12 protein-coding genes are annotated in these 15,512 nt (G+C 46.5%); 11 read left to right on the top strand and 1 reads right to left on the bottom strand.

What is annotated here, in order from left to right; translation table 11 throughout:
- The first annotated feature begins 149 nt into the window (after window positions 1-149).
- Both NYE58_RS20980 and NYE58_RS20975 read left to right on the top strand, forming a co-directional pair.
- Window positions 150-707 (top strand): outer spore coat protein CotE, encoded by a 558-nt coding sequence (locus NYE58_RS20980; protein WP_036687755.1) that lies wholly within the window; start codon window positions 150-152, stop codon window positions 705-707.
- Between the two features lie 150 nt (window positions 708-857).
- Window positions 858-2,168: a putative amidoligase domain-containing protein gene (locus NYE58_RS20975; protein WP_341002967.1), complete on the top strand. Its 1,311-nt coding sequence runs from the start codon at window positions 858-860 to the stop codon at window positions 2,166-2,168.
- A 14-nt stretch (window positions 2,169-2,182) separates the two neighbouring features.
- Here the strand turns inward: NYE58_RS20975 and NYE58_RS20970 are convergent, their stop codons facing one another.
- On the bottom strand, window positions 2,183-2,980 hold the full coding sequence (locus tag NYE58_RS20970; protein WP_076277322.1) for a GNAT family N-acetyltransferase: 798 nt from the start codon (window positions 2,978-2,980) through the stop codon (window positions 2,183-2,185).
- A gap of 207 nt (window positions 2,981-3,187) precedes the next feature.
- Here NYE58_RS20970 and mutS point away from each other — a divergent pair, with 207 nt between their 5' ends.
- From mutS to NYE58_RS20925, 9 genes are all read left to right on the top strand, one after another.
- Window positions 3,188-5,917 carry a DNA mismatch repair protein MutS gene (gene mutS, locus NYE58_RS20965; RefSeq protein WP_076184448.1) on the top strand — a complete coding sequence of 910 codons (2,730 nt, stop codon included), beginning with the start codon at window positions 3,188-3,190 and terminating at the stop codon, window positions 5,915-5,917.
- 42 nt (window positions 5,918-5,959) lie between these two features.
- Window positions 5,960-7,945 carry a DNA mismatch repair endonuclease MutL gene (gene mutL / locus NYE58_RS20960; protein WP_076277323.1) on the top strand — a complete coding sequence of 662 codons (1,986 nt, stop codon included), beginning with the start codon at window positions 5,960-5,962 and terminating at the stop codon, window positions 7,943-7,945.
- 11 nt (window positions 7,946-7,956) lie between these two features.
- Entirely contained in the window at window positions 7,957-8,769 is an 813-nt protein-coding gene (locus NYE58_RS20955) for a class I SAM-dependent methyltransferase (protein WP_305953964.1), read from the top strand.
- A complete protein-coding gene (miaA, locus tag NYE58_RS20950; RefSeq protein WP_341002965.1) occupies window positions 8,759-9,739 on the top strand; it encodes a tRNA (adenosine(37)-N6)-dimethylallyltransferase MiaA in 981 nt (326 codons plus the stop codon). The genes NYE58_RS20955 and miaA overlap by 11 nt, the downstream gene beginning before the upstream one ends.
- Window positions 9,740-9,758: 19 nt before the next feature.
- Window positions 9,759-9,998 carry an RNA chaperone Hfq gene (hfq, locus tag NYE58_RS20945; protein ID WP_036687741.1) on the top strand — a complete coding sequence of 80 codons (240 nt, stop codon included), beginning with the start codon at window positions 9,759-9,761 and terminating at the stop codon, window positions 9,996-9,998.
- A gap of 139 nt (window positions 9,999-10,137) precedes the next feature.
- Window positions 10,138-12,696: a transglycosylase domain-containing protein gene (locus tag NYE58_RS20940; RefSeq protein WP_076218629.1), complete on the top strand. Its 2,559-nt coding sequence runs from the start codon at window positions 10,138-10,140 to the stop codon at window positions 12,694-12,696.
- A gap of 186 nt (window positions 12,697-12,882) precedes the next feature.
- Window positions 12,883-13,437, top strand: coding sequence for a DUF402 domain-containing protein (locus NYE58_RS20935; protein WP_076190185.1), 555 nt, complete (start codon window positions 12,883-12,885; stop codon window positions 13,435-13,437).
- Between the two features lie 2 nt (window positions 13,438-13,439).
- Entirely contained in the window at window positions 13,440-14,096 is a 657-nt protein-coding gene (locus NYE58_RS20930; RefSeq protein ID WP_076277324.1) for a YdcF family protein, read from the top strand.
- Window positions 14,097-14,413: 317 nt separating this feature from the next.
- Window positions 14,414-15,388, top strand: a complete 975-nt coding sequence (locus NYE58_RS20925; protein ID WP_076098759.1) for an AAA family ATPase — start codon at window positions 14,414-14,416, stop codon at window positions 15,386-15,388.
- Window positions 15,389-15,512 lie beyond the last annotated feature (124 nt).

Below are 15,512 nucleotides of genomic sequence, written 5' to 3'. Positions count from 1 at the left end.
TGTACAAATTTTGAAATAAAATGAACTATGAGTCTCCTGAAAAAGCCTTCTTGAGGGCTTACTCAAATTTATTTATAGTCTAACAATCAACAAATGCCTAGAACCTGCATACACTTGATAGTGAATGATTGTATGGAGGAGGTTCAAAGATGTCATTAAGCCATAAACGTCAAACAAGGGAGATCATTACGAAGGCAATTTGCGGCAAAGGTCGTAAGTTCTCTACAGCAACCCATACCGTGACTCCGCCACATCATCCGACTAGTATTTTGGGGGCTTGGATTATCAACCACCAATACGAAGCGGTTGCCGCCGGGAACGGAATCGAAGTAATTGGTACTTATGATGTAAACATCTGGTACTCGTACGACAAGAACAAGCAGACCGAGGTAGCAAAGGAAACAGTCTCTTATGTGGAGCTCATTCCGCTTTCCTACCTGGACACGAGACACCGCACTTCAACAGTTGAGGTCTCTGCGGAGGCAACGCAGGAACCCAATTGTGTAGAAGCGGGCGTATCGCCAGGCGGAGGCAGTGTGACACTTCGCGTAGAGCGCGAATTCGAAGTGGAGTTGGTGGCTGAGACCAAAGTCCGTGTGTATGTCACTGAGCAAAGTGATGATCCAGAAGACAAGGATTATGATTTTGAAGGTGATAGCTTCGATTACGATGATCTGGACCCTGACAATCTGGATGATGAGCTGTAAGGAAGGATACGCCGCCGTTAACTGAGTATCAATGGGTTATGGTCCATTATATGTAGGGAGTGCGGCGGCGTAGAGGGCGAATGCCCTCCTTTTTTTTATTTATTTTTAGGATGAAAAAAGGTTCACGCTCGGATGGAGGCGCTAAAGAGTATGAATGAAGGTCTTAAGGTGTATTCAGAATTGTCTGTGGCAGAGAGAGAGTCCAGATTGCTTAGAAGCGGGGTTGAAGCAACGCTGACGCCCTCTGGAAAACGGTTTGTCGATACATATGCTTCAGATGCTACTGAGAAGGGCCACAGGCAGTGTTATAAGATATTGGTTTATCATTTGACTGTCCTCCACATCTCTTTGCTTGGTGCAGGTCTTGGAATGCGTGCGGCCGCCGATAATTACAGCGAAGCTGTGAGGATTGCTAATGCCGAGAGCAATACCACGGGAGGCCGAGTGCGGGGAGAGCTTCGCGGGGTGATGAAATTGCTCCAGCGGATTGCTGTCCGCACGCTGTACAGCTTGGGGCTGGATAGCGGTGAGGTCCTGCTGAGGGCAATGGGGAACCGGAGGTATGTGGTGGAGGGAGTCACTCCACTAGTAAAGACCTCCGGGCAACGATTGCCCGAGCCTTATCGGTCCGCAGCGCTAGCGCTGGAACGAAAGCTGGCTCTGGAGCAGCCGGACCGCAGCGGCCTGCTGATGGGCATGGACCCGGAGTTTATCATCCTCCGGGAATCCACCGGCCGCGTCGTGCCTGCGTCGCGGTACCTGCCCACGGACGGCGTCGCTGGCTGCGACGCCGGACCTCCGGGAACGCGCGGCGCGTTCCCGGTCGCCGAGCTGCGCCCTCAGCCGCGCGGGGAACCGCGCGCACTGCTGGCGCAGCTGATGTCCGCCGCGGCGCTGGCGGACCGGCTCATCGCCGACCGCTCGCTGCGCTGGCGGGCGGGAGGCATGCCGCTGACGGGCTGGGCCCTCGGCGGCCATCTGCACTTCAGCGGCGTGACGCTGACGGCGCCGCTGCTGCGCGCGCTCGATAACTATCTCGCGCTGCCCATGCTTCTGCTCGAAGACGTCCGCGCAGGGGCGCGTCGTCCCCGATACGGCGTGCTCGGCGATTTCCGGACTCAGCCGCATGGCGGCTTCGAGTACCGGACCTTGCCGAGCTTCCTGGTATCCCCGGTCATCGCTAAAGGCGCGGTCTATCTGGCTCACCTAATCGTGAGCCATTATGAGGACCTGACGCAACGCCCGCTCGACCGGGAAGACCTGCATATCGCCTACTACAGCGGCGATAAATCTCCGCTGCGCGTCGCAATCCCCCCATTGCTGGCGCAGCTGCGTTCCCTAGGCGGCTACGAGATTGCCGCCCCCTATATCGAGCCTTTATTCGACTATATTGCCGCTGAACGGACGTGGGATGAATCACGGGATATACGTGAGTTATGGTGCAGCAAAGTAAAAGTGTGATTTTACTATTTGGTCTACATGTTAACAATGGTCCATGAACCGATATCTTGAAAACCAAGTCGTTTATAAATAACTCCGGCATGTGGGTTGTCATAAAAGAGGCACAATGACTTTCCTTCATAGAGCAGGTCTGCACATAGCTGTGCCATTACGCGCGAAGCAAGGCCTTGCTCTCTGAATGCTTGATGTGTGGCAACCCCTACAATCATCGCTGACATGGAATTTTCCGCTGAAGTTGAAGCGGTGACAATGACCTTATCTTCCCGTTCTATATAATAGGTGCGGCCGGTGTTGCTTTCCAGCGTTTTACGCAGGCTGGTTCTTGAACCATTCCGGCTGCTTTCAAATTCTTCAATGGTATCCGTGAGTGCGCAAATCGCTTCTACATCCTGAACCGTAGCTTTTTTAATAGGCTCAGCTGAAGAGAAGGACTCACTTATTTTATTGTTCATTTCTTTTAATTCAGCAAAATACAGCTGTTTTACTTGTTTGAAATTAATTTCCCCGTCAAAAGCCTTCACCACCTCTGAGGCTCCGGAGATCATATGTATGTCATTATCCTTTCGGATAATCTCAGCGAACCCCTCGACATCAAAAGGGCCATCTGCATAAGGAAGGTAACTTCTATAGAAGCGCAGCAGAACGGCTTTTATCCGCCCGTCGGCTGGGTCAATCTCTCCCCATAAATCCATGAAATCCTGCTCAAACCCAAAATTCTCCACATCGCCAATGATAAATAAATTAAGCGCCGGCTCTTTCCGCAGCAATGCCATCAGCAGCTCTTGATCATCCTTCGTTAGCTTTCGTATCATATTGTATTCTCCTTTGATTTTTATATGGGCTGACGCTCTGTGTTAAGATTTTACAATATTTAAAAGCAGAAGAATATACCTCATGTAAGTGTTTGTCTGTTAAGTATTCTAGTCTTTCGTTGTACTAATGTGAGGTTTCAGGGTAACTTTGTCCATCAATTTTCTGTTATAATGGGGGACAGCATTAAATAGGCATGGAGGTTGACCATGGCACAATATACGCCGATGATAGAGCAATATTTAAAGGTAAAGGAAGGGGCTAAGGATGCCTTCCTATTTTTTAGACTGGGCGATTTCTATGAAATGTTCTTTGAAGATGCCATTTTGGCTTCCAAGGAGCTTGAGATTACGTTGACAGGCCGCGAAGGCGGGGGCGAGGAGAAAATCCCTATGTGTGGAGTGCCTTACCACGCCGCCGAGGGATATATTCAACGCCTGATAGAAAAAGGATATAAAGTCGCCATTTGTGAGCAGTTAGAGGATGCTTCAGTCACTAAAGGCATGGTGAAGCGGGATATTGTACGCGTCGTGACACCAGGAACCGTGATGGATGGAAAAATCATTGCTGACAAGAGCAATAACTACCTCGTTTGCGTCACCGAAAGTGACGGAATGATGGCATTAGCTGCCTGCGATTTAACAACTGGTGAGCTGTATGTTACTTCGGTATTATCTGGAGCCGAATGGCTGCGTGATGAGATTGGCATTTATGAACCGGCTGAGATCATCGGAGACGCTGCACTTTTGGAGATCCTGCGAAGCGAAACGCCGCTGTTAGCCAAACCTGTAGTTTACACCCCTTGGGAGAAACGCGAGGAGGAGCTGGCACGTCGTCAGTTCGGTGAAGCGGCATGGGTACGTCTAGAGAAGGAACGTGGACAATGTCTGGCGCTTCTGATCTCTTATCTGAATGAGACCCAGCGGCGTTCGTTAGGGCAGCTTAGTCAGATTTCTCCTTATGAACCAGGCAATTATATGATTCTAGATCCATTTACACGCCGGAATCTTGAACTAACCGAGACGGTTCGCGAACGCTCCAAAAAAGGATCCCTGCTCTGGCTGCTGGATCGAACGGAAACGTCGATGGGCGCCCGTCTGTTGCGTCGCAGAATTGATAAGCCGCTATTGCAGCGAGCTCCGATCGAACGGCGCCTAGAGGCTGTCGATTATTTGTACAATCAGTTTATCGTTCGCGAGGACCTGCGTTTAGCGCTTAAAGAAATTTATGATTTGGAGCGTTTGGTGGGTCGTATTGCTTTTGGCAGTGCCAATGGCCGTGATATGAATGCTCTGAAATTATCGCTGGCACAAATTCCTGCATTGAAGGATTTATGTATGACCTCCGGTTCAGCTACTTTACGAGAGATCGGTGCAAGTATGGATGAATGCGCTGAGCTGCGAGAGGATATTGATCGCGCAATCGTCGAGGATGCCCCGGTGTCAGTGCGCGACGGTGGCATTATCCGTTCCGGTTATCATGAACGTTTGGACGAGCTTAGGGAAGCTAGCAGTAACGGTAAACGTTGGATCGCTGAACTGGAAGCTAAGGAAAGACAGGCCACTGGCATTAAGTCACTGAAGATCGGCTATAACAAAATCTTCGGTTATTTCATAGAGATCACCAAATCCAATCTGGCTGCACTGCCGGAAGGAAGATATGAACGTAAGCAGACGCTTGCCAACGCAGAGCGTTTTGTCACACCTGAGCTTAAAGAGAAGGAAGCACTCATTCTTGAAGCTCAGGATAAAATGACGGATTTGGAATACAGCCTCTTTACCGAGCTGCGTGATCGCATCAGCGGGCAAATTCCCCGCCTGCAAAATCTTGCGGAAAAGGTTGCCGAAATTGATGTATATCAATGCTTGGCGGCAGTTAGTGCCGAACATCGTTTTGTGAAGCCAGTCCTTTCGGATGGTTATGATCTTCGGCTTGAAGGGGGCCGTCATCCCGTTGTGGAGGCGGTGCTTAAAGATTCTGCTTTTATTGCAAATGGAAGCACGCTGAGTAAGGAAGAAGGTAATATTCTTCTAATTACAGGTCCTAATATGGCGGGAAAAAGTACTTACATGCGTCAGGTGGCGCTGATCTGCATCATGGCTCAGATTGGATGTTTTGTACCAGCAAACAGTGCTGAAGTTCCGCTTATAGACCGGATTTTCACTCGTATTGGAGCAGCTGATGATTTGATCGGTGGACAAAGTACATTTATGGTGGAAATGGCTGATATCCAGGTTATGACAGAGAAAGCAACAGCTCGTAGCTTGATTATTATTGATGAGCTGGGAAGAGGTACCTCGACCAGTGAAGGTATGGCCATCGCTCAGGCGGTTATTGAATATGTACATGATGTTATTTCTTGCAAAGCTCTAGTTTCGACGCATTTTCATGAATTGGCTCATTTGGAAGGAAGTCTTAAAGGACTGCGGAATTACTCTATGGCTGTTCAAGAGAGCGGTGATAAAGTTAACTTCCTGCGCAAGCTAGTTCCTGGAGCGGCTGACAGCAGCTATGGCATCTATTGTGCACGTCTTGCGGGTCTTCCTGAAGGGATTATTGACCGAGCTTATGGTCTCTTGCAGAGCATTGAGCAGGCAGCCCATCCTGGTGGTTCTGAACTTCATTACGGGGGAAGCCTCGAAAGACAGGCGGCTGTAAGAGAAGTTGCTAGCGCATCCTCGATAGCGCAAGCCGTAAGTGTCATCACTGAGGCACCTGTAGAAAATGAGGTTGTTCAGTTGTCTATCTTTGGTGAGGAAGAACCACGCAAGAATCGCAAAGGTAGTGCACATCAAGTTGCGGTAACTGAAATCCAAGAGAATCCTGCGCTAAAAGAGTTTATTTCTTCTGTGCGTGACGCTGATCTTATGAATATGACGCCGCTGCAGGCGATGAGTCTGTTGAACGAGCTGAAGATGAAGGTTAAGGATCTGCAATAAAGATTTAATAATAATTGATTGCCTAAATAAGAGGTGAATGAAATGGCCAAAATTCATATATTGGACGAGCATATTGCCAACCAGATAGCTGCGGGTGAAGTAGTAGAGCGGCCAGCTTCTGTTGTAAAGGAGCTTGTCGAGAATGCAATTGACGCTGGCAGTACAAGAATTGAGGTATCGGTAGAAGAGGGGGGCTTGCAGAGCATCCGCGTTAAAGATAATGGCTCCGGGATTGATCCTGAAGATTGCGAGACCGCCTTTTACCGGCATGCTACAAGTAAAATTCTGAATGGCCGCGATCTATTTCAAATCACAAGCTTAGGCTTCCGCGGAGAGGCACTTCCCAGTATTGCCGCGGTCTCCAAGGTATCGCTTCTAACTGCAACTGCCGATGACGGCAAAGGGCGCCTAGTAGACATTGAGGGTGGCAATCTCTTACGAAATGAGGACGCTCCTTCCGGCCGGGGAAGTGATCTTGCCGTTCGTGAATTGTTTTTTAATACGCCGGCAAGGCTGAAATATATGAAGAGTATTCAGACGGAGCTGGGCCATATCTCAGATGCCATGTACCGCATGGCGCTGGCTCATCCGGCGATCTCTTTTACCTTGCATCATAATGGCAATCAGCTGCTGCATACGCTCGGAAATGGTGATCTGCTGCAGGTCATCGCAGCTGTTTACGGAACCAATGCCGCCAAAGCAATGCTGCCGATTACGGCAGAAGACTTGGATTACCGGATTTCCGGATATATTAGTCGTCCAGAATGGACACGTTCCAATCGAAATGCAATCACTACTATTGTCGGTGGACGTTATATTCGCAGTAATGGTCTGAACGCAGCAATCATGCGTGCTTATCATACCTTGCTTCCGATTAACCGTTATCCGCTATTAGTTATTGAACTGGATATGCACCCCTCTTTGGTAGATGTCAATGTACATCCAGCAAAACTCGAGGTTAGATTCAGTAAAGAGAATGAGCTTTACACCTTTGTTGAGCAGGAGATCCGCAAAATACTGCTGGGGCAAAGTCTGATTCCACGTCCAAGCAAGGAAACAATCGGACCCAAGGGCAGCAGCTCCTTTATCCAGGAGCAATTTGCTTTTTCCAAAGGAGCTGTTCCGCCGTCATCTTCGAATGGTGATGAGAAGGATACAGCCCCCACGGGATCTGCCAGCTTCTTAAGTGGACTACAGTCATCGAACCTTGACCGTAATTCCCGTGATTTTAGCAAGCAAGGTCAGGCGGATCATCAGGTGACTCGCGAGGTAGCTCCAGCTTACGGGTCAGGCTATCCGTCTTCATCTTCGCAGGGGCGCCAAACTAATGCGAATACTAGTTATTCCAATAGCTATCGCCCGCAAGAAACGTCAATGGCGCAGAAGCAGCTCCCTTCGGTTGAGAAGCTATGGGCTCCACCACAACAAGAAGAGCCTGGACTTCCAGCCTTTCCTGAGCTTAATTATATAGGCCAGCATCATGGGACCTATATTATTGCCCAGAATGATGGAGGACTCTATTTAATCGATCAGCATGCGGCACATGAACGTATTAATTACGAATACTTCTATGAGAAATTTGGTCGGCCGGAGGATGCCTCACAGGAGCTGCTACTGCCGATTACACTGGAGTTCACGCCTTCTGAAAGTCGTCAGCTTAGTGAACGTCTACATTGGTTTCAGCAGGCCGGGGTATACCTTGAGCACTTTGGCGGACAGACCTTTCTTGTTCGTTCTTTGCCCTATTGGTTTCCTGAAGGGGATGAGAAGGCGGTCGTTGAAGAAATGGCGGAGTGGGTCTTAAGCGAGCGTATGATTGATCTTGCGAAGCTACGAGAAAAGTCATCGATTCTGTGTTCATGTAAAGCCTCGATTAAGGCCAACCATAAACTAACAGAACAGGAAGTGGAGGCTCTGTTGTCCCGACTGGCAGAGTGCAAACAACCGTATACTTGCCCACATGGACGGCCGATTGTGATCTCTTTTTCATCCTATGATTTAGAGAAATTGTTCAAGCGGGTTATGTAATTATACATTTTTTGAAATTTGTTAAGAGCAAGACTGGAGGCACCATGATTATAACTACGGGGTATAGCCCGATAATGGAAATAGTAGAACGCGCGCAAAGCCTTGCGGAGAGAACGGGTTGTAGTTATGCTCCACGTGAGAAGCTCTCCATTACAAGGATGGTTGAACATTACGGAGATGAGGATATTCTGATTCTATCTCAGGACGCTGTTCGACTACACCGCTTAGGAATGGAGCCTATGGAGTTTCATCCGAGCATGGGCTTCGTTCGCGCTAAACGAATTCTAAAGGGTGAGATCGAGCCGATGCTTGTTGCGGCTCGAATGCTTCCCGGAGATAGCGTATTGGATTGTACAGCTGGATTAGGAGCTGACTCCTTACTGTTTGCTGTACATGGTGGTGAGTCCTCAGAGGTAACCGCTTTGGAGAGCTCATTACCGCTGTACGCACTGCTCAGTGAAGGGATGTCTCATTACACCTCTGGGCAAGTAAAGGTCAATGAGGCTTTACGCAGAGTTAATGTCGTGCATAGTGAACATTTGGATTATTTACGGTCTCAACCAGATCGAAGTGTGGATATTGTTTATTTTGATCCTATGTTTCGCGTGCCACTGACGGGTTCTGCCTCGATTTCCCCGCTGCGGCAATTCGCTAACCGTGCAGCCTTATCGACAGAGAGTGTAGCCGAAGCGGTTAGGGTTGCCCGTAAGACTGTTCTTTTAAAAGAAAAGGCTTTGAGTGGCGAATTTGAACGCCTTGGGTTTACTGAGCTGCTCAGAAGCAACTCCAAAACATCGTACGGGGTGATACACATTGACAACTAAAGAAAGGCATAAGGTTCTAGTGCTGTTAGGACCAACTGCCGTAGGCAAAACCCGGTTAAGTCTGGAGCTGGCAGCGGCTTATAACGCTGAGATTATTTCCGGCGATTCGATGCAGGTTTATCGTGGTATGGATATTGGTACAGCTAAGATTACACCCGCCGAAATGAACGGCATTCCCCATCACCTGATCGATATTCATGATCCGCAGGATGCGTATTCTGCCGCTGAATTTCAAGAGCAGGGCACTAGACTCATCGAGGAGATAAGCGCTAGAGGGAAGCTTCCCTTTATCGTAGGGGGGACTGGACTGTATATTGAGTCTTTATGTTACGGCTTTCAGTTCTCGGAAGCAGTGGCTGATGAAGCTTTCCGTAAAGAGCAGGATCAATTTGCGGAAGAACATGGAGCGCTTGCACTGCATGCCAGACTCGAGGCGGTTGATCCAGTCAGCGCAGCCAAACTTCATCCTAACGACCGTCGCAGAATTATCCGTGCACTGGAAATTCAACACCAGACAAACACTACACTTTCCGCTTCTCATGCTGCTCAAAAGAAGGAATCTCCCTATGACTTATGTCTCATAGGTTTGACAATGGACCGGAAAATACTATATAAACGTATTGAGGACCGAATTGATAGCATGCTGGCGGATGGTCTCGTTGCTGAGGTGAAGGGACTGCTGGATAACGGTTACAGCAGAAGCCTTGTGTCCATGCAGGGATTGGGTTACAAGGAAATTGCCGCTTACCTGGCGGGAGAGCTGACGCTGGAAGAAGCTGTGATACTGCTTAAACGCGATACTCGCCGATTCGCCAAAAGACAGTTGTCATGGTTTCGCCACATGAAGGAAATCGAGTGGATCGATGTCGAAGATGAACAAAACTTTTCTGAGAATTTCTCAAAAATACGTGGTATAATAGCAGGAAAGTTTCTCTCAGGTCTTGAATATACTTCTGAACAATCTAATTGAACCATTGGGGGTACGTCATATGAACAAGTCCATTAACATCCAAGATACATTCTTGAACCAACTACGCAAAGAAAATATCCCTGCTACGGTATATCTGACCAACGGTTTTCAAATCCGGGGAATAATTAAAGCATTCGACAATTTTACAATCGTCATTGACAGTGATGGACGCCAGCAAATGGTGTATAAACACGCGATTTCCACGTTCACACCACAACGTAGTGTATCACTGATGCAAGACAGCAGTAGTGAAGAATAACATTTATCAAAAATGAATTGAAACCTTTCTTGTTTATAAATCGTTTGAATAGAGTGTGAGAGAGCAACCTGTGAAGGTTGTTCTTTTCATTCATGGCAGACCATTTATGTTTATTTCCGAAAGGGAGTCAGGAGGCATTATGTCTAGAGACGATACATCCAGGACGAATCACAATAGAGATAGAGGATCGTCCAGTTCCAAATCAAAACCAAAATCAAAACCAAAAAAGAAAAAGAAATTTTTGACGAAGAAGCGTGTGCTGTGGAGCTTGTTCTTCGCTACGGCATTGGCCATTTTCTGTGCATTAGGTGGATATCTGTTCATTATGCTAAATGGTCAAAAGCTTCTGCTTGAGAACCAGGATAAGCTAACAGTGAATGAAACGACTAAGGTATATGACCGCAATGCTAATTTAATCGGCGAATTATCACTGGAGAAAAGTGATCCAGTAGAGTATGAAGAAATTCCACCGTTATTGGTTAACGCTTTTGTAGCCACAGAGGATAAACGTTTCTTCGAACATTCTGGTGTGGATTTATGGTCGATTGGCCGGGCAGCAGTAAAGGATATAGCCGCACGAAGTATGGTAGAGGGCGGTAGTACCATTACTCAACAGCTCGCCAAAAACATCTTCCTGACACGGGACAAGACGTTTTTCCGTAAAGCAACTGAGGTGTCGATTGCCGTAGCCCTGGAGAATCAGAAATCTAAAGAAGAGATTATTACCATGTATCTGAACCGGATTAACTTCGGGGGTACAATTTACGGAATTAAAGCAGCATCAGTAAGATATTTTGGTAAAAGTGATTTGAGTCAGCTTAAGGTTTGGGAAATCGCGACATTGGCGGCTATGCCAAAAGGCCCGTCTCGTTACAACCCGCTGCGTAACCCTGATCTTTCGAAGGAACGCCGGGCAGTAGTGCTTCAGCTTATGTATGAGCAAGGGTACATTACGGAGCAGGAAAGAGACGAAGCAAAAGCCGTAGATTATAACTATAAGCCGCCAGAAAAGAAACAGCGTTATCAAGCATTTATTGATTTTGCAGTAGATGAGGCGGAAGAAAAATTTGGATTGTCAGAAGATGATCTGAATATCGGCGGATACAAAATTTACACAACCATGGATAAGCATGCTCAAGAAACGGTTGAAGATGCTTTTGCAGATAGTGATAATTTTGAAAAGAGTGTAGATGAAGAGCTGGTACAAGGCTCAATGACGATTGTGAATCAGGAGAATGGCAGCATTGTCGCACTCCTTGGCGGACGGAATTATGAGAAAAAAGGCTACAGTCGTGTAACTGGCAGCCGTCGTTCTCCAGGTTCTGCTTTCAAACCAATTGTCTCTTATGCTCCAGCGCTGGAAACTGGGAAATTCACCATGAATTCAACGCTAAGCAACGAGAAGCAATGTTTCGCGAACTATTGTCCAACCAACCTGCACGGATATTCTAAGAGCATCAACATGAGTGATGCCATTCAGAAATCAGAGAATATTCCGGCTGTTTGGCTGCTCAATGAAATTGGTGTGAATACCGGATTTAAATTTGCCAAGAAACTAGGCATTGGATTGGAAGATGAGGATAAGAACCTCTCGCTGGCTCTTGGAGGCATGAGCAAAGGGACCAATACGCTGGAAATGGCGCAAGCCTACAGCGCTTTTGCAAATGGCGGCGAACTAAGAGAGGCTTATTCCATTAAATCCATCTCTGACAGCAGTGGTGAGACGGTCTACAAAGCGAATACAACGCCTGAGCGAGTGATGAGTAAGGAAACAGCTTATCAAATGACTGAGATGATGCAGAAGGTCGTGGAGAGCGGTACGGGTAGAAAAGCTAGGATTGACCGTCCTGTTGCCGGTAAGACCGGTACGACGCAAAGTGGATATTCTGGAATCAGCTCGAACCGTGATGTATGGTTTGTAGGCTATACGCCAGAATGGACTGCAGCAGTCTGGATGGGTTACGACAAGCCAAGTAAAAAGCATCTGCTTAAGAACAGCAGTCCGCTTGCCGCTGCTTTCTGGGGTAAGGTCATGGAGGAAGCGCTGAAGGATGTTCCTAAGAAATCCTTCCCGCAGCTCGATAACGAGATTGCTCCTGAGCCTACTGAAACACCAGAAACAGCTCAGACCGTTACTGGACTATCAGCAGCATATGATCCTTCTACGATGACTGTAAATCTCAATTGGGAGGCAGTTCCTGTTGCCGGCGTTGAGTATCGTATTTATCGTAGAGAGACATCGGAAGCTGAATTTGGCTCACTGTTAAATACAGTGACTACCAGCGCAGGCGATTTTAGTGCACTGCCTGGTTTGGTTTACGAGTATTATGTAACTTCTTATGACCCTGCGCTAAAAGTGGAGAGCGAACCCTCCAATGTGGTTAGTGTATCCGTGCAGGATGAAATGCCGACCCCTGAACCCACCATAGATCCTAATCTTCCGACCCCGACCCCAGAGGACGGTGGCAACAACGGAGAGAATGGAAATGGTGGCAATAACGGAGGCGGCAATGAGGGAGGCGGAAATGACGGTGGTACTACAATCCCTGAAATCACCCCGCCACCGCCAACACCAATGCCGATCCCAACTCCAGAACCCACTATCGGTGGAGAGGGTTCCGGCGGTGAGAGTGGGAATGTATCCACAAACCCTGATCCAGAGACAGGTTTTGTGAACGGGGATTCTTCCACTCAATAAAACGAATTTGAATTTCGAACAATAGCTTTATCCATGGCAGTCCAGCTTTGCTTTATTTATAGAGCGAAGCTGGACTGCCGTTTTTATTAGGTTTAGAAGAAAAATTTCTTGTATTTTGCGGGATATTTTGAGTGTATCCTCTAAATGTGTTAAGCTGAATAGACCATACTGGAGAGGGTAATTTCTATGAAACGTAAATTCGGAGACCGGGCCAACTGGCGCCGGATTACGCGTCGCCATTTTGCCTGCCGCTATGTGGAGAGCCGGGAATTCAGCGGATATATTACGCTTTATACCATCTACGGGCTGAAAGAACCACTGTGGAAGAGCTATGGACGACATACATATCGTATTGCAGATAAAGGTTATTCCTGGCTGCAATATTTTCCGAAAGATAGTCACTATATTGTGACGGCTATGTTCGACGAAAAACAAAATATTGTTCAATGGTACATAGACACCTGTAAAGTGCAAGGCGTTACTGACCAAGGTGTGCCTTGGTTTGACGATTTGTATCTGGACGTGGTAGTACTTTGGAACGGCGAGGTGTTTTTGCTCGATGAGGATGAACTGGAGGAAGCACTGGAGAGGCAAGACATCTCAGAAAACGATTATAAGCTAGCCTGGGAGACTGCCCATACTATTTTACGTGGCATCGATGCTCATGCTTTCCCTTATTTCTCACTCTCTTTGAAACATCGTGCCGAATTATTTCATCATGGAGAATTCAGGAGGAAATAAAGATGGAATGGTACGTTTATGGAAGAGACTCTTCCCCGATTCGGATTGTTCGCAAAAAACGCCGAATTTGGTCTAAACGAACGTTGCTTATTGCTTTAATGGTTATTGTTGTAGTTGGTTTGTTGTGGTGTGCGTACGCATTGAGGAATATCAATAAAGCCGCAACGACAGATCCTATGCTCAAAGCCGATACAGGGATCATTCTTGGCATGTCGATGTGGGGAGATGAACCTAGCCCGGGATTGAAGGAACGATTGGATTACGGGCTTAAGCTTTATCAAGAGGGGATGTTCCCGCATATCATAGTTTCTGGAGGTTTGGATAAACCTGATCTGAAATATACCGAAGGTCAAGGCATGCGCAATTATTTAGTAGCTCATGGAGTTCCGGATAGCGCCATTTCTGTTGAAAATAAAGCTACCAGCACTTACGAGAATCTTCTGTATAGCAAAGCAATTATGACAAGTGAGGGATTGTCCTCAGCAATTATTATTACGCATACATATCATGGATGGCGTTCACACGAAATCGCGGACGAGCTCGGTTATGTGAATCCTGAACTGGGGCTTACAGAATCCACTGTTCTGTCGATGACAAGGCATAAGTCGCGTGAAATTCTAGCCTATACGAAATGGAAAATCCAGCAGTTGTTCCTGTAATTGTTCCCAAATATCAGAATCTTCTAATAATGCTTCCTATTCCGGAAGAGACTTGATTAGAAAAGCCAGCCCCCAAATGGACTAAACTCTAAATGGGGGCTATTTGTTATTTGTATATTAAAAATAATGGGGTTGTGAAATGATAAAAAAATAAATGTCTGCTTATGGCTTTTATGCATTTCGGTCATTCTATCCTCGTGTACCATCGTAGAAGATGCGAGAGATAGCAGGGAATCCAATGTCGAAACCCCATTCTTTAAAACAAGTGCATGATGTCATTCAGTTATTGCATATAATGCTCTAACGAGGTGATTACAATGGGTGAAGAAAATTTAAGAAAGATAACCATTAATGATTCCAGAATGAATATAACTTTCAAAAATCAAGACCCAACAAATATTACGAATGAAACATTGGAGAGCGCGCTGGCTCAAAATAATCATTTAGAATCTACAAAAGAAATCCTGCAAGAGCTTCATGAGCTTATCGGTCTTGAAAAGGTGAAGGATCTCATATATGAAATTCATGCGCTTATCCAAGTGGAAAAAATGAGACAAGAACTGGGGTTAAATGTAGTTAATCAGGTTTATCATATGTTGTTTAAAGGCAACCCCGGGACTGGAAAGACAACTGTAGCAAGAATCGTTGCCAAGCTGTTAAAGAATATGGGCATATTAAGTAAAGGTCAATTAATCGAAGTAGAGAGAGCGGATTTAGTGGGGGAATACATAGGGCATACAGCTCAAAAGACCAGAGACCTTGTTAAGAAGGCTATGGGTGGCGTATTATTCATTGATGAGGCTTATAGCTTGGCTAGAGGCGGAGATAAGGATTTTGGAAAAGAGGCAATCGACTGTCTTGTAAAGGTTATGGAGGACAGGAATGATGATCTCATTATTATCTTAGCGGGTTATCCAAATGAAATGGAGATGTTCATGGAGGCTAATACCGGGCTTCCCTCACGATTTCCAATTCAACTCGATTTTCAGGACTACACAACAGATGAACTGATATTGATTGCACATAAAATGGCTGCTGAAAGAGACTATATAATTACTCCAGAAACAAACGGGAAACTAAAAGAGTTAATCCTTAATGAGAAAATTATTGAAGAAAACTTTAGTAATGCCCGTTATGTACGCAATATCCTCGAACAGGCAATCCGCCATCAAGCGGTTAGATTAATAAGCAGGCATGTCAAAATATCTAAACAATCTTTGATGGAGATCTTACCGAGAGACCTTGTTCTTCCGGTCGATGATTATTCAAAAGGGGAGAGTATAATCTCTTAAATAAATTGACACCGGCTAAGTTTATACGTGCTTAGTCGGTTTATCTTTTATAAAAGATTGAAGATTATCATAAAGAAAATGCTGACAGAATGGTGAGCCGTTCCATTATCAGCCTATATTACCA

The sequence above is a fragment of the Paenibacillus sp. FSL L8-0708 genome (genome assembly GCF_038009325.1).
Lineage (GTDB): Bacteria > Bacillota > Bacilli > Paenibacillales > Paenibacillaceae > Paenibacillus_AQ > Paenibacillus_AQ odorifer.
Note: the sequence above shows the minus strand (reverse complement) of the source record. Positions and strands in the feature narration are given on the sequence as shown.

Excerpts from the sequence above, each read along its gene's own strand:
- NYE58_RS20980 (WP_036687755.1), top strand. The coding sequence starts at position 150 with ATGTCATTAAGCCATAAACGTCAAACAAGGGAGATCATTACGAAGGCA.
- NYE58_RS20975 (WP_341002967.1), top strand. The coding sequence starts at position 858 with ATGAATGAAGGTCTTAAGGTGTATTCAGAATTGTCTGTGGCAGAGAGA.
- NYE58_RS20970 (WP_076277322.1), bottom strand. The coding sequence starts at position 2,980 with ATGATACGAAAGCTAACGAAGGATGATCAAGAGCTGCTGATGGCATTG.
- mutS (WP_076184448.1), top strand. The coding sequence starts at position 3,188 with ATGGCACAATATACGCCGATGATAGAGCAATATTTAAAGGTAAAGGAA.
- mutL (WP_076277323.1), top strand. The coding sequence starts at position 5,960 with ATGGCCAAAATTCATATATTGGACGAGCATATTGCCAACCAGATAGCT.
- hfq (WP_036687741.1), top strand. The coding sequence starts at position 9,759 with ATGAACAAGTCCATTAACATCCAAGATACATTCTTGAACCAACTACGC.
- NYE58_RS20940 (WP_076218629.1), top strand. The coding sequence starts at position 10,138 with ATGTCTAGAGACGATACATCCAGGACGAATCACAATAGAGATAGAGGA.
- NYE58_RS20935 (WP_076190185.1), top strand. The coding sequence starts at position 12,883 with ATGAAACGTAAATTCGGAGACCGGGCCAACTGGCGCCGGATTACGCGT.
- NYE58_RS20930 (WP_076277324.1), top strand. The coding sequence starts at position 13,440 with ATGGAATGGTACGTTTATGGAAGAGACTCTTCCCCGATTCGGATTGTT.
- NYE58_RS20925 (WP_076098759.1), top strand. The coding sequence starts at position 14,414 with ATGGGTGAAGAAAATTTAAGAAAGATAACCATTAATGATTCCAGAATG.